The 17,215-nt window shown below is 72.5% G+C and carries 17 protein-coding genes and 1 pseudogene; 10 read left to right on the top strand and 8 right to left on the bottom strand.

The genetic code is table 11. The features are described from left to right. Positions 1-96: 96 nt before the first annotated feature. The 6 genes from BMZ92_RS21745 to BMZ92_RS21720 are packed head-to-tail and all read right to left on the bottom strand — an operon-like array spanning position 97 to position 4,603. A complete protein-coding gene (locus BMZ92_RS21745; RefSeq protein WP_245783189.1) occupies positions 97-771 on the bottom strand; it encodes a GntR family transcriptional regulator in 675 nt (224 codons plus the stop codon). 47 nt (positions 772-818) lie between these two features. Further along, positions 819-1,817, bottom strand: a complete 999-nt coding sequence (locus BMZ92_RS21740; RefSeq protein WP_091510650.1) for a CaiB/BaiF CoA transferase family protein — start codon at positions 1,815-1,817, stop codon at positions 819-821. Further along, a complete protein-coding gene (locus BMZ92_RS21735; protein WP_091510648.1) occupies positions 1,817-2,542 on the bottom strand; it encodes an SDR family NAD(P)-dependent oxidoreductase in 726 nt (241 codons plus the stop codon). The genes BMZ92_RS21740 and BMZ92_RS21735 overlap by 1 nt, the downstream gene beginning before the upstream one ends. Next, the gene (locus BMZ92_RS21730; RefSeq protein ID WP_091510646.1) at positions 2,539-3,039 is read right to left on the bottom strand and encodes an SDR family oxidoreductase; all 501 of its coding nucleotides are present in this window, start codon (positions 3,037-3,039) and stop codon (positions 2,539-2,541) included. The genes BMZ92_RS21735 and BMZ92_RS21730 overlap by 4 nt, the downstream gene beginning before the upstream one ends. Continuing rightward, positions 3,036-4,190 (bottom strand): thiolase family protein, encoded by a 1,155-nt coding sequence (locus BMZ92_RS21725; protein ID WP_218153518.1) that lies wholly within the window; start codon positions 4,188-4,190, stop codon positions 3,036-3,038. The genes BMZ92_RS21730 and BMZ92_RS21725 overlap by 4 nt, the downstream gene beginning before the upstream one ends. Next, a complete protein-coding gene (locus BMZ92_RS21720; RefSeq protein ID WP_091510641.1) occupies positions 4,187-4,603 on the bottom strand; it encodes a Zn-ribbon domain-containing OB-fold protein in 417 nt (138 codons plus the stop codon). The genes BMZ92_RS21725 and BMZ92_RS21720 overlap by 4 nt, the downstream gene beginning before the upstream one ends. Positions 4,604-4,798: 195 nt before the next feature. Between BMZ92_RS21720 and BMZ92_RS21715 the strand changes: the two genes are divergently transcribed. From BMZ92_RS21715 to BMZ92_RS21690, 6 genes are read left to right on the top strand one after another with little or no spacing between them, the layout of a single operon-like run. Continuing rightward, positions 4,799-6,295, top strand: a complete 1,497-nt coding sequence (locus tag BMZ92_RS21715) for an aldehyde dehydrogenase family protein (protein WP_091510640.1) — start codon at positions 4,799-4,801, stop codon at positions 6,293-6,295. A gap of 27 nt (positions 6,296-6,322) precedes the next feature. Continuing rightward, positions 6,323-7,438: an NDMA-dependent alcohol dehydrogenase gene (locus BMZ92_RS21710; protein WP_091510639.1), complete on the top strand. Its 1,116-nt coding sequence runs from the start codon at positions 6,323-6,325 to the stop codon at positions 7,436-7,438. A 58-nt stretch (positions 7,439-7,496) separates the two neighbouring features. After that, a complete protein-coding gene (locus BMZ92_RS21705; RefSeq protein WP_091510636.1) occupies positions 7,497-8,786 on the top strand; it encodes an MFS transporter in 1,290 nt (429 codons plus the stop codon). Between the two features lie 21 nt (positions 8,787-8,807). After that, positions 8,808-10,199, top strand: a complete 1,392-nt coding sequence (locus tag BMZ92_RS21700) for an MFS transporter (RefSeq protein ID WP_091510634.1) — start codon at positions 8,808-8,810, stop codon at positions 10,197-10,199. Next, positions 10,186-10,959, top strand: a complete 774-nt coding sequence (locus BMZ92_RS21695; RefSeq protein WP_091510631.1) for an alpha/beta fold hydrolase — start codon at positions 10,186-10,188, stop codon at positions 10,957-10,959. The genes BMZ92_RS21700 and BMZ92_RS21695 overlap by 14 nt, the downstream gene beginning before the upstream one ends. Beyond that, complete coding sequence (locus BMZ92_RS21690; RefSeq protein WP_091510630.1) at positions 10,953-11,690, top strand: SDR family NAD(P)-dependent oxidoreductase; 738 nt, start codon at positions 10,953-10,955, stop codon at positions 11,688-11,690. Before BMZ92_RS21695 ends, BMZ92_RS21690 begins: the two co-directional genes overlap by 7 nt. A gap of 44 nt (positions 11,691-11,734) precedes the next feature. Here the strand turns inward: BMZ92_RS21690 and BMZ92_RS21685 are convergent, their stop codons facing one another. Further along, a complete protein-coding gene (locus tag BMZ92_RS21685) occupies positions 11,735-12,622 on the bottom strand; it encodes an AraC family transcriptional regulator (RefSeq protein WP_091510626.1) in 888 nt (295 codons plus the stop codon). 90 nt (positions 12,623-12,712) lie between these two features. Here BMZ92_RS21685 and BMZ92_RS21680 point away from each other — a divergent pair, with 90 nt between their 5' ends. From BMZ92_RS21680 to BMZ92_RS21670, 3 genes are all read left to right on the top strand, one after another. Then, complete coding sequence (locus BMZ92_RS21680) at positions 12,713-13,648, top strand: MBL fold metallo-hydrolase (RefSeq protein ID WP_091510623.1); 936 nt, start codon at positions 12,713-12,715, stop codon at positions 13,646-13,648. Between the two features lie 100 nt (positions 13,649-13,748). Beyond that, positions 13,749-14,483: an ABC transporter ATP-binding protein gene (locus tag BMZ92_RS21675; protein ID WP_425425844.1), complete on the top strand. Its 735-nt coding sequence runs from the start codon at positions 13,749-13,751 to the stop codon at positions 14,481-14,483. A gap of 3 nt (positions 14,484-14,486) precedes the next feature. Then, positions 14,487-16,373, top strand: a complete 1,887-nt coding sequence (locus tag BMZ92_RS21670; protein ID WP_091510619.1) for an FtsX-like permease family protein — start codon at positions 14,487-14,489, stop codon at positions 16,371-16,373. Here BMZ92_RS21670 and BMZ92_RS21665 read toward each other — a convergent pair. Next, entirely contained in the window at positions 16,370-16,834 is a 465-nt protein-coding gene (locus tag BMZ92_RS21665; protein ID WP_091510616.1) for a MarR family winged helix-turn-helix transcriptional regulator, read from the bottom strand. The two genes, BMZ92_RS21670 and BMZ92_RS21665, sit on opposite strands and share 4 nt — an antisense overlap. A gap of 86 nt (positions 16,835-16,920) precedes the next feature. Here BMZ92_RS21665 and BMZ92_RS38270 point away from each other — a divergent pair. Then, positions 16,921-17,211: pseudogene (locus BMZ92_RS38270) on the top strand (NADPH-dependent FMN reductase); the annotation flags it as partial. Between the last annotated feature and the right edge of the window lie 4 nt (positions 17,212-17,215).

The raw sequence follows: 17,215 nt of genomic DNA, 5'->3' as shown, positions 1-17,215 counted from the left end.
AGAATTGATAATGTATCAAATTGATGTGCGGAGACAAGCCTCGAGCGCGGGGCCCCGCGGTCCTGCCCGGCGGAGCAGGTGGGCGCGCAGCCGCCCTCAGAACGCGTCGTCGGCCAGTACGCCCTGCTCGCGCAGGGTGCGCACGACGTGGTCGCCCTCCAGCCGGACGTGCTCGCGGCTGGCGGCGTCCGCCGCGGCCGCGTCGCCGTCACGCAGGGCCTCGAGGATCCGGGCGTGCCCCTTGTTCGCCTCCTGCCCCCCGTCGGAGGGCACCTCGTAGACCGAGCGGGGCAGGTTGCGCGACAGCTGCCGCAGCACCGACAGCAGCCTGCGGCTGCCCCCGGTCTTGTTGATCAGCGCGTGGAACTCCCAGTTGAGGTCGTGCAGCTCGTCGCCGTCGGCACTGCGCTGCATCTGCTCGTGCAGCTCCTCCAGCTTCCGCAGCACGGGCTCGGTGATCCGGGTCGCGGCGCGGGCCGTGGCCAGCCCCTGCACCATGCCGTAGATCCGGTAGTGGTCCTCGATGTCCTCCTGCCGGATCGGCACGATGAACGTGCCGCGGTGCGGTTCGGAGTCGACCAGGCCCTCGGTCTCCAGCGTGATGAGCGCTTCGCGGACCGGGAGCCTGCTCACGCCCAGCTCCGCCGCGATCGCGTCCTGCGGCACCCGCTGGCCGCGGGCGAGGCTGCCGTCGAAGATGCGCTCCCGGATGTGGTCGGCGACCTCGTCGCTCATGCTCCGCCGCCGTTTGGGCGGCACCGCCCTGGCCATCCCGCCACCTCGTCCCCATGCGCGCGTTGCCGGATACTTTATCAACGCTACTCCCCCTTCCGGGACAGGCGCGGGGCCGGGGCGGGTTCGACGCGGCCGCCGGCCGTGCGCAGCGTGCCGCGTGCCGTCAGGTGCGCGTCGGCGGCCGCCTCCGCCATGCTCAGCACCGGGGTCACGCACGCGTCGAGCGGTTCGAACACCGCGGTCCACTCGGCTCTGGTGCGGGTCGCGAAGACCTCGGCGAACAGCTTCTTCGTCGCGGGCCACGAGGACCGGTCCCCCTGCTCCGGCAGCTGCGCCGGGTCGAGGCCGAGGCCCCGCACCAGCCGCTCGTAGAACTGGGGCTCGATGCTGCCCACCGCCATGTACTCGCCGTCCGCGGTCTCGTAGACGTCGTAGAAGGGCGCACCGGTGTCGATGTCGTTCGTGCCGGGTTCCGGCGACCAGCGGCCGACGGCAGCCCGGTTCCAGACCCCCGACATCAGCAGGCTGACGCCGTCCACCATCGCCGCGTCGACGACCTGTCCCCCACCGCCGCGCAGCGCCGCGAGCACCCCGAAGGCGAGCAGCATCCCGCCACCGCCGTAGTCCCCGACGAGGTTCAGCGGGGGCACGGGCGCCTGTCCCCGGCGCGCGATCGACCGCAGGGCGCCGGTCAGCGCGAGGTAGTTGATGTCGTGCCCGGCCTGGTCCGCGCGCGGCCCCGTCTGGCCCCAGCCCGTCATCCGGCCGTAGACCAGCTCCGGGTTGAGCTGCAGGCACACGTCCGGGCCGAGCCCGAGGCGCTCCATCACGCCGGGGCGGAAGCCTTCGAGCAGCACGTCGGCGGAGGCGACGAGCTCCTTCGCGCGGGCCCGCCCCGGCTCCGACTTCAGATCCAGGTGGACGGTGTGCCGGCCGCGCTCGACGATGCCACCGGCCGGTCCTGCGCCGGGTCGCTCGATGCGGACGACCTCGGCACCGAAGTCGGCGAGCATCATCGCGGCGAAGGGCGCCGGGCCGAGTCCGGCGAACTCGACGACGCGGAGTCCGTGCAGCGGTCGCATCAGCTGTCCTTTCCCGCCGGCTGCCGGTAGGGGTCGCCGATGCTGCGGCCGCCGCAGACCACCAGCACCTGCCCGGTCACGTAGGAGGCGCCACTGAGGTAGGCGACCGCTTCGGCGACGTCGGAGGGCTTGCCCGCCCGGCCGACCGGGATGGCCTCCAGCGTCCGCTCCCGGATCTTGCCGGGCAGGCCGTCGGTCATGCGGGTCGCGACGAACCCCGGCGCGACGCAGTTGACCGTGATGCCCTGGGGCGCGACCTCCAGCGCGAGTGCCCGGGTGGCGCCGACGAGGCCGCCCTTCGCGCTGGAGTACGCGGTGGATCCGAAGGTGCCCAGCCAGGCGCGGGAGGCGATGTTGACCACCGCTCCCCCGCCCCGCCGCGCCATCGGCTCCAGCAGCAGCCGGGTCAGCGCGAGCGGGCCCAGCAGGTTGATCGCGAGCAGACGCCGGAACAACTCCGGATCGAGCGCGCCCACCCTCGCGTCCTTCAGCACTCCCGCGCAGTTGACGAGGATGTCGACGCCGCCGGTATCCTCCGCCGCGGCTTCGCGCGATTCCGGTGACGTGATGTCGAGTTCGAGCGGTCGCGCCCACGGCCCGAGTTCCCCGGCGGCCGCGTACGGATCGAGGTCGGCGACGAACACGACGTCCACCTCGCGTGCCAGCCGCTCGCAGATCCCCCGGCCGATGCCCCCGGCGCCACCGGTGACCAGTGCCGTCCTCATGGCCGCAACCTCCCCAGTCCGCTGCCCGCCGTCACGTAGATCTCCTGACCGGTGACGGCGTCCCCCGCGGGCGCGACGAGCGCCGCGACCTGCCCGGCGACGGCGGGTTCGGTGCCCTCGGCGTAGAGGATCGTGTTCACCGTGATGCCGTCCCTGCCGAGTTCGATCGCCAGCGTGCGGGCCATCGACAGCAGTGCCCCGGCCACCGCGCCCGCCGCGGTGGCGTGCGGGCGGCCCAGCGCGACGTCGTGCGGCAGCAGGAACACGATCCGTCCACTGTGGCCGGTCAGCCCGGGCAGCGCGCGCTGCACGTCGGCCAGCACGTCCGCGAGCACGGCGCCGATCTCGGCGTCGAGCAGTTCGTCGGACAGCTCCGCGAAGTCGCGGTCCTCCGGCATCCGCGGCGCCACGAACAGGACCGGGTGCGGCGATTCCACAGTGGACAGCGAGGAACGCAGCGCCTCGCTGTCGATCCGCGCGGTGAGACCCGCCGTCATCGCGCCATCACCAGCGTCGTCACCGAGCCCCCGTCCGTGCCGTTGACCGTGCCGCCCTTGCAGTAGGCGAGCCCGGTGCGCGCGCCCTCCACCTGACGGCCACCCGCCGTGCCGCGCAGCTGCCACGTCAGCTCGACGGCCTGGGCGACGCCGGTCGCGCCGACCGGGTGCCCCCGCGACAGCAGGCCGCCACTGGGGTTCACCGGCAGGCGCCCGCCCAGCGACGTGGCGCCCGACTCGGTCCAGCGCCCGCCCTCGCCTCGCGGGATCAGGCCGAGCCCCTCCATCCGCACGATCTCGGCGATCGTGAAGCAGTCGTGCATCTCGACCACGTCGACGTCCTCCGGGCCGATCCCCGTGAGCTTCCACGCCTCCTCGGCCGCGCGCCGCGACACGTCCTCCTCGTTGACGTCGCCGGTGCCAGGCCGCACGCCGCCGCTGACCAGCGCGCAGCCGAGCATCCGCGGCACCGGCGCGGACAGGCCGAGCCGGCGCAGCCCGGCGGGCGAGCACAGCACCATCGCGGCGGCCCCGTCGGAGATCGGGCTGCAGTCCAGCAGGCCCAGCGGCTCGGCGATCGGCCGGGCGGCGAGCACCTCGGCGAGGGTGACCGGGCGCTGGTACTGGGCGAAGGGGTTGTGCACGGAGTGGGCGTGGTTCTTCACCGCCACGGCGGCGATCTGCTCGCGCGTCGCACCGTGGTCGGCCATGTACCGGCGGGCGCTGAGCCCGTGGCCGGCCGCCATCACGTAGCCCACGGCGGCGTCCAGGTCACCCGGGTCCGGCCGCACCCCACCGGAAACCCGGTCGGTCATCTTCTCGACGCCGATCACCAGCACCACGTCGTGCAGGCCGGCGGCCAGCGCCACCCACGCCTCGCGCAACGCGGTCGCGCCGCTGGCGCAGTAGTTCTCGTGGTTGGACACCGGGCGGCCGTCGAGCCCGAGCTGCGCGGCGATCCGCTGCCCGGCGACGGGACCGCCGAAGACGTGCCCGACGTAGAGCGCGTCGATCCGCGTGAGGTCGGCAGCGGCGTCGGCCAGGGCCGCACGGGCGGCGCCGACGGCCATCCGCTCGAGCGTCACGTCCGCGGGGTACTTGCCGAACCGGATCATCCCGGCACCGGCCACGTGGGCGGGAGCGAGTGTCACGCCTCCTCCTTCCCGGTCGCGCGGAAGCGGTAGCCGACGAGTTCGGTGCCGTCGTCGTCCCGGCCGAAGGGGGTCAGCTCGAGGTGGACGGGCAGCCCGATCGCCACCTCGTCCGGCTCGATCCCGGCGACCTGGCCGAGCACGCGGACGCCGTCCGGCAGGTCGACGTAGGCGAGCACGTACGGCACCTCGATCCCGGGCGGGGCCTGGCGGACGATCGTGAAGCTGTACACGACGCCCTCGGCCGGCAGCGCGGTCCCGGTGATCCCGGTGGTGGCGCGGCACGCGGGGCAGAACTCCCGTGGCGGGAAGGCGACGGTGGCGCAGCGGCCACAGCGGGAACCGAGCAGACGCGGCGGCGCCAGCTCGAGCAGCCCCTCCCGGAACGGGCGGGCCGCGGCGACGGCGGACATGGGGACCTCCAGCGGTCTTCGATGGATGTCCGCACCGTACAAGTTTGATACATGATCCGACAAGTCGCTCTGTCAGCTGCTGGACCCTCACCTGCGAGTTCTGTGCATTTCCGCCCAGGTCTGGACTTTCGTCGCGGTGCTGTCGTAGCCTCCGTCACACCAGTTTGTATCAAATATTGAAAAGGTGGCACGCAGATGTCGACGACGACACCCGCCCGCAGCACCTCCCCCGCCGTGGCCACGCGGCTGGCCGCCGAACCGCACCTGTTCATCGACGGACGGCGCACCGAAGCGCGCAGCGGGCAGACCCTCCCCGTCCTGGATCCCGCCACCGGCGACGAGATCGCGACCACCGCGTGCGCCGGGCGCGATGACGTCGACACCGCGGTGGCCGCTGCCGTCCGGGCCTTCGACGAGCGCTCCGAGTGGCGCCGGATGAGCCCGCTGGAGCGGGGCCGCGTGCTGTCCCGCATCGGCGAGGCGATCTACGCCAACGCCGACTCCTTCGCCGAACTGGAAGTGCTGGACGCCGGCAAGGTCCGCGGCGCGGCCCGCGCCATCGACGTCGAGTTCGCGGCCCGCACGTTCCTCTACTTCGCAGGCTGGCCCAGCAAGATCCAGGGCACCACCGTGCCGGTGTCGCACCCCGGCGTCCACGTCCGCACCGAGCGGGAACCGGCCGGGGTCGTCGGGGCGATCACGGCGTGGAACTTCCCGCTCCTGCTGTGCGCGTGGAAGATGGCGCCCGCGCTGGCGGCGGGGTGCCCGGTGGTGTTCAAACCGTCGGAGGAGACCCCGCTGTCCGCGCTGTGGCTGGCCGAACTGGCCACCGAAGCCGGCCTGCCCGACGGCGTGCTCAACATCGTTCCCGGGTACGGCGCCGAGGCGGGCGAAGCGCTCATCGCCCATCCCGGCGTGCGGAAGCTGACGTTCACCGGCTCCACCGCGGTGGGCCGCCGCATCGCGCGGGGCGCGGCGGAGCGGATCAAGCGCGTCACGCTGGAACTGGGCGGCAAGAGCGCCAACATCATCTTCCCCGACGCCGACCTCGACGCCGCCGTCGCGGGCTCGGCGGGCGGGATCTTCTGGCACTCCGGGCAGACGTGCAGCGCGCCGTCCCGGCTGTTCGTGCACCGGGACATCCACGACGAGGTGGTCGACCGCCTGCTGGCCGAGGCCGCGGCGCTGACCATCGGGCACGGGCTCGACGAGGGTGTGGACTTCGGGCCGCTCGTGAACGCGCGCCAGGTCGAGCGGGTGCGCGGCTACGTCGAGCGCGCCGCCGCGGAGGGCGCGAAGGTGCACCAGGCGGGTGAGCTGCCGGATGGCGGCGGGAACTTCTTCCCGCCCACCGTCATCGCCGGCGCCACCGACGACATGGAGTGCGCGCGCGAGGAGATCTTCGGTCCGGTCGTGGTGGTGCTGCCCTTCGACGACGCCGACGAGGTCGCGGAGCGCGCCAACGCGAGCGACTACGGGCTCGCCGCGGGGCTGTGGACCGGCAGCGTCACGACCGAGCACGCCATGACCCGCAAGCTGCGCGCCGGAACGGTCTACGTCAACGGCTGGGGCCTGACCGACCCGGCCGCGCCGTTCGGCGGCTTCGCCCAGTCCGGCTACGGCCGCGACCTCGGCCCCGACAGCCTCGACGGCTACCTCGAGACCAAGTCCGTGTGGACCTTCCACGGCTGACCCCGCCCACCGAAGAGGAGAAAGACGATGAAGACTCGCGCCGCCGTGCTGACCGGCTACCACCAGCCCTTCCAGGTCCGGGAGGTCGAACTCGACGAACCCGGCCCGAACGAGGTGCTGCTCAAGGTATCCGCCGCGGGGTTGTGCCACTCGGACCTGCACATGATGGACGGCGACAACGTCGTGCGGTTCCCGATCGTCGGCGGTCACGAGGCCGCCGGGATCGTCGAACGCGTCGGCCCCGGCGTCACCAGGGTCGCCGAGGGCGACCACGTCGTGTGCAGTTTCATCCCCAGCTGCGGCAAGTGCCGCTACTGCTCCACCGGCAGGCAGAACCTGTGCAACATGGGCGCCACCATCCTCGAGGGCAGCATGCCCGACGGCACCTTCCGGATGCACGACCCGGAGCTGGGCGACATCGGCGCGTTCTGCATGCTCGGCGCGTTTTCCGAGTACGCCACGGTTTCGGAGCTGTCGTGCGTGAAGGTCGACGACTGGCTGCCGCTGGACAAGGCCGTCCTCGTCGGCTGCGGGGTGCCGACCGGCTACGGCAGCGCCGTCAACGCCGGTGAGGTCAAACCCGGTGACACCACGGTGATCTACGGGATCGGTGGCGTCGGCATCAACGCCGTGCAGGGCGCGGTCCAGGCAGGCGCGAAGAACGTGGTGTGCGTGGACCCGGTGGCGTTCAAGCGGGACACCGCGCTGGAGTTCGGTGCCACGCACGTGTTCGCCACCGCGGAGGAGGCCGCCGCCGCCGTCAACGAACTCACCTGGGGCGAGGGTGCGGACCAGGCGATCTGCGTGGTCGGGGTGATGACGGAGAAGGTCGTCGCCGACGCCTTCGCCGTCATCGGCAAGGGCAGCACCGTCGTCGTCACCGGGGTGGCGAACCCGGCGAACCTCACCGTGCACGTGTCCGGTTCGGACCTGGTGTTCAACCAGAAGACCATCAAGGGCACGCTGTTCGGCTCGTCCAACCCGCAGTACGACATCGTGAAGATGCTGCGCATGTACGACGCCGGGAAGCTCAAGCTCGACGAGCTGATCACCGCGCGCTACACCCTCGACGAGATCAACGAGGGATACCAGGACCTCCGCGACGGCAAGATCATCCGCGGCATCATCGACTATTCGGAGTAGGCAACGCCGGGGTGGCCGGACGGGGGCCGGCCACCCCGCTTCCCCTGGGAGCTCACCGATGCGCTCACCGTCCACAGTGGTCGCGGCGACCCTGGTCGGCAACTTCACCGAGTGGTTCGACTTCGCCGTCTACGGCGCCGTCGCCGTCACCCTCGGCCGCGTCTTCTTCCCCACCGGCGACTCCGTCGCCTCACTGCTCGCGTCGCTGGCGGTGTTCGGCATCGCCTTCGTCTTCCGCCCCCTGGGCGGCGCGCTGCTCGGCTCGCTCGGCGACCGCCGCGGCCGGCGCACCGCGCTGTCACTCGCCGTGATCGGCATCAGCGGCGCCACCACCCTCATCGGCGTGCTGCCCTCCTACGCCACCATCGGGTTCTGGGCCCCGCTGCTGCTGGTCCTCCTGCGCTGCGTCCAGGGCCTGTCCGCCGGTGGCGAGTGGACCGGGGCGTCGGCGTTCCTCGCCGAGTACGCCCCGCCCGGCCGCCGCGGCCTGCGCGCCAGCCTGATCTCCGCCACGGGCGGGCTCGCCATCGTCGCGGGCACCGGATCGGTGCTGCTGCTGGAAACCCTGCTCAGCCCGGCGCAGATGCAGTCGTGGGGCTGGCGGCTGCCGTTCCTGGCCGCCGCGCCGCTCGGGCTGATCGGCCTGTACCTCCGCCTGCGCCTGGACGAAACCCCGGTGTACCGGAACCTGCGCGCACGGCACGAGGTCTCGGCCACGCCGCTGCGCACCGCGCTGCGGACCGAACGCCGGACGATGGTGCTCGCCTTCGCGTGCGCCTCGGCCACCGGCATCGGCTTCTACTACCTCACCACGTACTTCACCAACGCGATGTCGGCGGGCGGCCACCGGACGTCGGCGCTGCTCGTCAGTTCGCTGGCGCTGCTGTTCTACTCGGCGCTCTGCCCGGTCGCCGGGTGGCTGTCCGACCGCATCGGTCGGCGGCCGGTCTACGTCGGCGGGGCGCTCGCGCACGCGGTGCTGGCCGTGCCGGTGCTGCTCCTGATCGGTTCGGGCGCGCCGCTCCCGCAGCTGCTCGGGCTGTGCCTGTTCGCGCTCCCCCAGGCCGGGCTCAACGTCATGTCCTCGATCGTGCTGGTCGAACTCTTCCCGGCCCGCACCCGCTCAAGCGGCTCGGCCGTGGCCTTCAGCCTCGGCGTCGGCCCCGTCGCGGGCACCGCCCCGCTCGTGGCGACGGCACTCGCCGCCGCCACGCACAGCCCGCTCGCCCCGGCCCTCTACCTCGGCGTCATCACCCTCGTCGTCGGCCTCGTGCTGCTGCGCAGGCTCCCCGAAACGTCGGCGAGGCCGCTCGGCGAAACCGCCGCGGCCCCCGCACGCTCGCTCTGACCCCCTTTCCTGGAGACCGCCATGTCCATCCTCGCCAGACTCGAACGGCTCCCGATGAGCCGTCCCCAGTACGGGATCCTCTTCGCGGGCGGCCTCGGCCACCTGTTCGAAGCACTCGACATCGTGATCATCGGCTTCATGCTCCCGCACCTGAAAGCGGAGTTCGGCCTCGACAACGCCCAGATCGGGCTCATCGGCGGCGCCGCACCGGTCGGCATGATCATCGGCGCCGTCCTCGCCGGCGTCGTCGGCGACCGGTTCGGCCGCAAGCGCGTGATGCTCTACGCGCTGTCGCTGTTCTGCGCGGCCTCGATCGCGCTCGCCTTCGCCAACGGGTTCGCGTTCATCCTCGCGGTCCGCGTCGTCGGCGGGCTCGGTGCGGGTGCGGAGGCGGCGATCGTTTCGCCGTACATCTCCGAGTTCGCCACCGGGCGCAACCGCGGCCGGTTCGTCAGCGGCGTGACGTTGTTCTTCTCCCTCGGCAACGTGGTCGCCGCGGTGCTGGGCTCGCTGGTCGTGCCCCTGCCCGGCGGGTGGCGCATCGCCGCGGTCGTGTGCGGCCTGCCCGTGCTGGTGTTGTTGTGGTGGCGGCGTTCCCTGCCCGAATCGCCGCGGTGGCTGCTCAGCCAGGGCCGCGTCGCCGACGCCGACGCCGTCGTGACCCGGCTCGAGGAACGCGTGACCGCCGCGCGGCACGGCGCCGCACTGCCGCCGGTGCCGCCCGCCGCCGTCGTCGCCCCGGCCGCGCCCGCGGTGTCGTGGTCGCCGCTGCGGGTGTGGCGCGGCGGGCTCGCCAGGGTCTCGGTCGCCACGTGGCTGGGGTCGTTCGTGTTCCTGTTCGCGTTCTTCGGGTTCTTCACGTGGATGCCGTCCCTGTTCCTGGAGATCGGCGTGGACCCCGGCATCGCGGCGACCTACAGCTTCTTCCTCTTCGTCGCCCAGCCGATCGGGTACCTCGTCGCGATCGCCGTGAGCGACCGGTTCGAGCGCCGCACCCTGCTGGTGACGTTCTTCGGTTTCGCCGCGCTGGCGTCGATCGCGCTGGGGATCGTGCCCCGCGACAGCGTCGCGCTGCTGCTGATCGGGATGGTGCTGTCGGTCTGCATCACGTGCATCTCCGGCATCGTGTTCCCGTACTGCTCCGAGGTCTACCCGACCGCCATCCGCGCGACCGGCGCCGGTCTCGCCTCCACCGCGGGCAACGCGGGCGGGCTCGCGGCGCCGGTGGTCATCGGGCTCACGTTCGGCTCGATCGGGTTCGGCGGCGTGTTCGCGGTCATGGCGGCGCTGCTGGCGCTCGGCGGGCTCGTCATCCGGCTGTTCGGCCCCCGTGTCACCGGCAAGACACTGGAGCAGGTGTTCGCCGCCGAAACCGCACCGATCCCGGCAGGAGAAGTCCATGCGCGACAGTGACGTCCTCGACCGCGGGCACGGCCCCGCCGTGGTGTTCAGCCACGGCACCCTGCTGGACCGCACCATGTTCGACCCGCAGATCGCGGCGCTGGGGGACGCCTACCGCACCATCGCGTACACCAGCCGCGCCGGCACTTCGCGGTACGGCACCGAGCGCTCGCTTGACGATCTCGTCGCCGACTGCCTCGACGTCGTCGACGGCATCGACCGGTTCGTCCTCGTCGGCATGTCGGTCGGCGGGTTCATGGCGATCGAACTGGCGCTGAAACACCCCGAGCGGCTCGCGGGGCTGGTGCTCGTGTCCACGATGGCCGATGCGTACACGCCGGAGGAACGCGCCCGCTTCGGCGCCCTGCTGGAACCGATGAACACCGAGGAGCCCATTTCGGCGGAGTTCGCCGAGGCGTTCGTCCCGGTGATCTTCGGCCCGCGCACGATCTCCGAAAACCCGGGGCACGTCGAGCGGTGGGTGCGGAAGTGGCGGGCGCGGCCGTCCCGGTCCGTGTGGGGCGAGTACCGGTCCTGGATCGACCGCGAGGACCGTCTCGGCCGGCTCGCCGAGATCACCCTGCCGACGCTGATCGTCCACGGCGAGGAGGACGGCGGTATCCCGATCGCCCGCGCGGAGGCCATGCACGCCCGGCTCCCCCGGTCGACGTTCGTCCGCGTACCGGGCAGCGGCCACCTCGTCACCGAGGAGGCACCCGAAGCCGTGAACCGCGCGCTGCGGTCCTTTGTGGACGGGATCGCGCCGTGGTGAGCCTCGACGGGCAGGTGGCCGTCGTGACCGGCGGCGCCCGGGGTATCGGCGCCGCGATCGTGCGCACGCTCGCCGGGGCCGGTGCGGCGACCGTGATCGCGGGCGGGCGCGAGACCGACGGGCGGGCGCTGGCGGACGAGCTGGGCGGCGACGCGGTCTACGAATCCCACGACGTCGGCTGCGAGCGGTCCTGGGACCACCTGCTGGCGCGGGTGTCCGCGCGTTTCGGCGCCCCGACGATCCTGGTCAACAACGCCGGGATCTACCGCCCCGGTCCGGACGTAGCGGACACCACGCCGGAAAACTTCGACGAGCACTACCGGGTCAACCAGCGCGGCACGTTCCTCGGCATGCGTGCCGTCGCCGGGCCGATGAAGACCGCGGGCGGCGGCGCGATCGTGAACATCTCCTCGATCGCGTCGCACCGCCCGTACCCCAACCAGATCTCCTACGCCACGACCAAGTGGGCGGTCCGGGGGATGACCAAGTGCGCGGCGGTCGAACTGGGTGCCCACGGCATCCGGGTCAACTCCGTGCACCCCGGCTTCATCGACACCGAGATGCTCGACGTGATCACCGACGAGTGGAACGAGCAGGTCCTCGCCGCCACCCCGCTGGGACGGCGCGGCCTTGCCGAGGAGGTCGCGGAGACCGTCCTGTTCCTGGTCTCACCCTCCAGTGCCTTCGTCACCGGGGCGGAGCTGGTCGTCGACGGCGGGCTGGCCGCGTGAGCCGGACGTCAGGCCGCCGCCGTCCCGGGTGCGGCACGCCCGCCTCAGCCCGCCGAGCCCGACCAGTCCTGGACGTCGTCCTCCGCCTGGTGCCGCGCGCGGTACCGCCCGGGAGCGACGCCGTGTTCGCGTTTGAAGGCCGTGGCGAAGGCGAACGGCGAGGAGTACCCGCACCGCTGCGCGACCGCCGGGAGCGGCAGGTCGGTCTCCCGCAGCAGGCGCGCGCCGATCGTGAGCCGCCAGTAGGTCAGGTAGGCCATCGGCGGCTGCCCGACCAGTGCGGCGAACCGGCGGGAGAACGCCGCCCGCGACAGCCCCGCCCTGGCGCCGAGCTCCTCCACCGTCCACTGCCGCACGGGGTCGCCGTGGACGCAGCGCAGCGCCTCGCCGACGACCGGATCCGTGAGCGCGGCACACCACCCGGCCGCGTCCCGGCCCGGTTCCTCGGTGAGCCACTCCCGCAGCAGGAACAACAGCAGCAGGTCCAGCAACCCGGGAATCGCGGCGTCCGCGCCCAGCCCCGGCGCCGTCAGCTCGCCGCCCAGCAGAGCGACCACAGCGGACACCTGGGGGTGGCCGCCCGCCCGCGCCCGCAGGTGGAAGACCTCGGGCAGGTCACCGAGCAACGGGTGCAGGCGAGTCCGGTCGAGCTGGTAGGCCCCGCACAGCAGCTGTGCGGTCTCGTCGACGCCGGTGCCGGGATCCGTGAGCGCGTGGGCGGTGCCCCGCGGGGTGAGCACCACGTCCCCGGCGTGCAGCACGATGGGCGCGGCACCCGGGGTGACCATCCGGCAGCTGCCCTCCAGCACCAGGTGGAACCCGATCCCGGAGAAGGCGGCGAAGTCGGTTCGCCACACGCCGTGCCGGTCCTCCCGGTTCGCGAACGGCCGTCCCGTCCGCACGGCGCCGATCACGTCGCTCAGCACATCCACGCCACGACTGTACGCCGGGCGAGACGATCGCGTATGGGAACGACACTTCAGATTATCGTTCGTGCTCCCCGTAGCACTTACCGTGCAGGCATGGACACCATCAACCTTGGCGACGTCGAAATCACCCGGGTCGTCGAGTGGCAGGGCCCGATCGCCCCGATGCCCGCACTGTTCCCGGATCTCGAACGACACGGCTGGCGCGCGGACGGTGGGCGGCTCACCCCCCACTTCTGGCACCCCGGCACCGATGAGTACCTCGCCGCGGTCCAGACGTGGGTGCTGCGCAGCGAGGGCAAGATCGTCCTCGTCGACACCGGCGTGGGCAACAACAAGGAACGGTCGTACATGCCCGCGTGGCGGCACCGCGACGGGGACTTCCTCGACCGCCTCGCCGCGGCCGGGGTCCGCCCGGAGGACGTCGACCTCGTGATCAACACGCACATCCACTCCGACCACGTCGGCTGGAACACCCGCCTCGCCGACCGCGCGTGGGTGCCGACGTTCCCGAACGCCACGTACCTCATCGCCCGCCCGGACTTCGACTACTGGAACCCCCGCAACGACATCCCCAAACGCGGATCGGTCAACGGCATCAACGCGCGGCTTGCGAACGGCAGCACGTTCGAGGACAGCGTGGACCCCGTGCACGAGGCCGGGCAGACCGTGCTGTGGGAGGGCACCAGCCACCGCATCGACCGGAACCTCACACTCGAACTCGCGCCGGGGCACACCCCGGGTTCGACCGTCGTGCGCCTGGAGTCCGGCACCGACCGGGCGTTCTTCGTCGGGGACGTGGTGCACACGCCGTTGCAGTTCACCCACCCCGACTGCGACACGTGCCTGAGTGAGGACCAGGCCGAGGCGGCCAGGTCCCGCATCCGCGTGCTCGGCGAGGCGGCCGAGCACCACGCGCTGGTCTTCCCCGCCCACTTCCCCGGCGCGGGCGCGGCCGAGATCAGGCGCACCGGCAGCGCGTTCGAGGTCCGGCGGTGGGCCCCGTTCACGCCACCGGAGGTCCACTCCTAGTTCATCTTTGTTGACGCATCCACATTCCACGGTTAGCTTGTGGTCACATCAACAAAACTGTGATCACCCCAGTGAGAGGACACCCCGCACCGTGACGACTCTGGCGACGCCCGCGACCGCGGCCGTCGCACTCGAAGGTGTCAGCCGGACCTACGGCTCCGGCTCCGCCGCGGTCCGCGCGGTCGACGACGTGACGATCGGCTTCCCGCGCGGCGGCTGGACCGCCGTCATGGGGCCCTCGGGTTCCGGGAAATCGACGCTGCTGCACCTCGCGGCGGGCCTGGAGAAGGCGGACAGCGGACGGGTGCTGCTGGGCGGCACCGACATCACCGCCGCGGACGACGACGAGCTGACGGCGTTGCGGCGGACCCGGATCGGGTTCGTCTTCCAGTCCTTCAACCTCGTCGGGTCGCTCACCGCGGCCGAGAACGTCGCGTTGCCGTTGCGGCTGGCCGGCCGCAAACCGGCCCGGTCGGAGGTCACCGGCATCCTCGGCGCCGTCGGGCTCGCCGACCGCGTGCACCACCGGCCGCGGGAGCTGTCCGGCGGGCAACAGCAGCGGGTGGCGATCGCCAGGGCGATGATCACGCGGCCGGAGATCCTCTTCGCCGACGAGCCGACGGGCGCGCTCGACACCCGCTCGGGGGAGCTGGTGCTCGATCTGTTGCGCACCATGGCCACCGGCGGCCAGAGCATCCTCATGGTCACCCACGACCCGGCCGCCGCGGCCCGCGCCGACGCGGTGGTGTTCCTCCGCGACGGGCGCCTGGCGGGCCGGCTCGAAGGCGCCGACGCCGCCACGGTCGCCGACCGCCTCGTCGCACTGGAGGACTGACCGGTGATCCGCTTGAGCTGGGCCGGGTTCCGCGAACGCTGGCCGCTGTTCGCCGGGGCGATCGTGACCACGGCGCTCGGGGTCGCCCTCGTGCAGTCGTCGTTGCTGCTGCTGCTCGCGGTGGCCGGCCTGCGGGCCGCGCCGGGTGCTTCCGCCGTGACGGCGATGAACGTGGCGGCGGCCCGCGAGACGGGTGTCGCGCTGATGGGCGTGACGCTGGGGTTCGGCGCGTTCCTCGCCGTGTTCATCATCAGCTCGACGTTCGCGTTCACGGTGGCGCAGCGGCGGCGCGATCTCGCGTTGCTCCGGCTCGTGGGCGGGTCGCGGCGGCAGCTGCGGCGCGTGCTGACCGGTGAGGCGGTGCTGCTCGGCGCCGTGGGCGGACTGGTCGGTGTCCCGGCAGGGGTGCCCGTCCTCGCGGCGCAGACGCGGCTGCTGCGGCAATTCGGGTTCGTCCCCGCGGGTTTCGAGGCCGGCTGGGTGTCGTGGGTGCCCGCGGCGTCACTGGGTTGCGGTGTCGCGCTCGCGGTCGCGGGCGTGCTGGTGGCGGCGCGGCGCGCGGCGGCGGTGCGGCCCCTGGAGGCGCTGCGTGAGACCGGTGCGGCCGCCCGGGCGATGACGCGGGGGCGCTGGTGGTTCTTCGCGCTGTCCGCGGCGGGCGCGGTCGCACTGGTCGTGCTCGCGCCGGCAGGCGGCGCGGCGGGCGGGCAGGCGATGGCAATTTCGGTCAGCGTGTGCGCTTCGATGGCGTTCACCGCGATCAGCCCGGTGCTGGTGCCCGCACTGGCTCGGGCGCTGCCTACGCGGGGTGTGCTCGGGCGGCTGGCGGCGGCGAACCTCCGTGACGGGATTCGCCGCAGCGCGTCGATCGCGGCCCCGCTGATCGTGCTGACCGGACTGGTGCTGGGCCAGTCCACCGCGGTGGCCTCGTTCGCCGACGCGGGTCAACGGCAGGCCGAGCGGGACACAGTGGCCGACTTCGTGGTGGCGGCTCCCGTCGCTGCCGGGCTGCCCGGCGTGGCGGCGGTCTCGACCGAAACAGAGGTGCCGGTCGTGCTCACCGTCGGCACCGGAGAAATGGCCTACACCGAAACCCGCACCGCGCTCCTCGTGGATCCCGCGGAATACCAACGGGTTCATCCCGCTTCCGGTTCGCTCGCCGCGTTGCGCGGCCACGTCGCCGCCGCCGATCCCGGCGGGGACGACGTGTCGGCCGGGGACGAGGTCGGCGTCCGCTTCGGCGACCTCGATCTCGGACGCCTCCCGGTGGTCGCCGAGGTGCCCGCAGGCGCCGGAGGCGGCCCCGCCGTGCTGCTGCCCAGCGGGCTGTTGCCCGCCGACCAGCTGGCCGGGGCCGCGGTACGGACGTTCGTCGCGGTCGAGCCCGGCGCGGACCACGCGCGGGTCGCCGCCGCGCTGTCCGCACTGGGGCCCGTGCAGCCGCTGGACGAGTGGCTGACGGCGAACGCGACAGCGCAGGACGACAGCACCACTGGGGTGCTGCTGGTGGTGCTGGGATTGGGCGCGTTGTTCGCCGCGATCGGCGTGGTCAACTCGGTGGTGATCGCGACCGGCGAACGCCGCCGCGAGTTCGCCACGGCCAGGGTGACCGGGCTGACGCGCGGTCAGGTGGTCCGGGCTGCGCTGCTGGAGTCGGCCGCGGTCACCGTGGCGGGCCTGGTGCTGGGGCTGCTGGCCGCGGCGGGCACGCTGGTGGCCGCACTGGCCTCGACCGCCGCGGTCACCGGCAGCGCGACGGCCGCCGTGCCGTGGTCGCTCGTCGCCGGCGTGGTGGTCGGCGCCGGGGTGATCACGGGCGTCAGCAGCCTGCTCGCGTCCTGGTCGGCGACGCGGCCGAGCCCCGTGTCGCTGTTGCGGGCGCGGGATTAGACCTCGTCGTGGTGCAGGCGGTCGAGCATGCGCTCGAAGATCCGGGTCAGCGTCGCCTGGTCGCGCTGCGACAGCTGGTCGAAGAAGTAGCGGCGGACGGTCGCGACGTGTTCGGGGGCGGCGGCCTCGATCGCGTCGCGGCCCGCGGGGGTGATGCGCACCATCGCCCCCCTCGCGTCCTCGGCGCAGTCCTCCCGCGCGACCAGTCCCCGCTTCTCCATCCGCTTCACCTGGTGGGACAGGCGGCTGCGGTCCCAGCCGACCTGGCGGCCGAGCTCACGCATCCTGATCAGCCCGTCCTCGGCCTCCGACACGGGCGCCAGCACGGCGTACTCGGCCCCGGACAGGCTCGCGTCGCGCTCCAGCTGGCGGTCGAAGGCCCGCTGCAGTTCCCGGGACAGCGCCCGGTACGCCTCCCAGAGCCGGGCTTCGCGGTCGTCGAGCCATCGGGGGTCAGCCATGGGCCCAGCGTACGCCCTCTGTTGACGCGTCACCAAAATCTGGCTACTTTGTGGACACATCACCAAACTCACGGAGAGAGACGGACATGACACGGGTCGCGATCATCCTGGGCAGCACCCGCCCGGGCCGGAACGGGGAAGCGGTGGCCCGCTGGGTCCACCAGCTCGCCTCGGCGCGCGGTGACGCGGAGTTCGAACTGGTCGACATCGCCGACTACCACCTGCCGCACCTCGACGAGGCCGCTCCCCCGTTGCTCGGGCAGTACGCGCACGGGCACACGAAGGTGTGGGCGGAGAAGATCGCGTCCTTCGACGGCTACGTGTTCGTGACGCCGGAGTACAACCACTCGACCTCCGGCGCGCTGAAGAACGCCATCGACC

It is taken from the genome of Amycolatopsis sacchari, assembly GCF_900114035.1.
GTDB lineage: Bacteria > Actinomycetota > Actinomycetes > Mycobacteriales > Pseudonocardiaceae > Amycolatopsis_E > Amycolatopsis_E sacchari.
Note: the sequence above shows the minus strand (reverse complement) of the source record. Positions and strands in the feature narration are given on the sequence as shown.

Bases quoted from the DNA above. Each gene is read 5' to 3' on its own strand.
- BMZ92_RS21745 (WP_245783189.1), bottom strand. From the start codon at position 771: ATGGCCAGGGCGGTGCCGCCCAAACGGCGGCGGAGCATGAGCGACGAG.
- BMZ92_RS21740 (WP_091510650.1), bottom strand. From the start codon at position 1,817: ATGCGACCGCTGCACGGACTCCGCGTCGTCGAGTTCGCCGGACTCGGC.
- BMZ92_RS21735 (WP_091510648.1), bottom strand. From the start codon at position 2,542: ATGAGGACGGCACTGGTCACCGGTGGCGCCGGGGGCATCGGCCGGGGG.
- BMZ92_RS21730 (WP_091510646.1), bottom strand. From the start codon at position 3,039: ATGACGGCGGGTCTCACCGCGCGGATCGACAGCGAGGCGCTGCGTTCC.
- BMZ92_RS21720 (WP_091510641.1), bottom strand. From the start codon at position 4,603: ATGTCCGCCGTCGCCGCGGCCCGCCCGTTCCGGGAGGGGCTGCTCGAG.
- BMZ92_RS21715 (WP_091510640.1), top strand. From the start codon at position 4,799: ATGTCGACGACGACACCCGCCCGCAGCACCTCCCCCGCCGTGGCCACG.
- BMZ92_RS21710 (WP_091510639.1), top strand. From the start codon at position 6,323: ATGAAGACTCGCGCCGCCGTGCTGACCGGCTACCACCAGCCCTTCCAG.
- BMZ92_RS21705 (WP_091510636.1), top strand. From the start codon at position 7,497: ATGCGCTCACCGTCCACAGTGGTCGCGGCGACCCTGGTCGGCAACTTC.
- BMZ92_RS21700 (WP_091510634.1), top strand. From the start codon at position 8,808: ATGTCCATCCTCGCCAGACTCGAACGGCTCCCGATGAGCCGTCCCCAG.
- BMZ92_RS21695 (WP_091510631.1), top strand. From the start codon at position 10,186: ATGCGCGACAGTGACGTCCTCGACCGCGGGCACGGCCCCGCCGTGGTG.
- BMZ92_RS21680 (WP_091510623.1), top strand. From the start codon at position 12,713: ATGGACACCATCAACCTTGGCGACGTCGAAATCACCCGGGTCGTCGAG.
- BMZ92_RS21665 (WP_091510616.1), bottom strand. From the start codon at position 16,834: ATGGCTGACCCCCGATGGCTCGACGACCGCGAAGCCCGGCTCTGGGAG.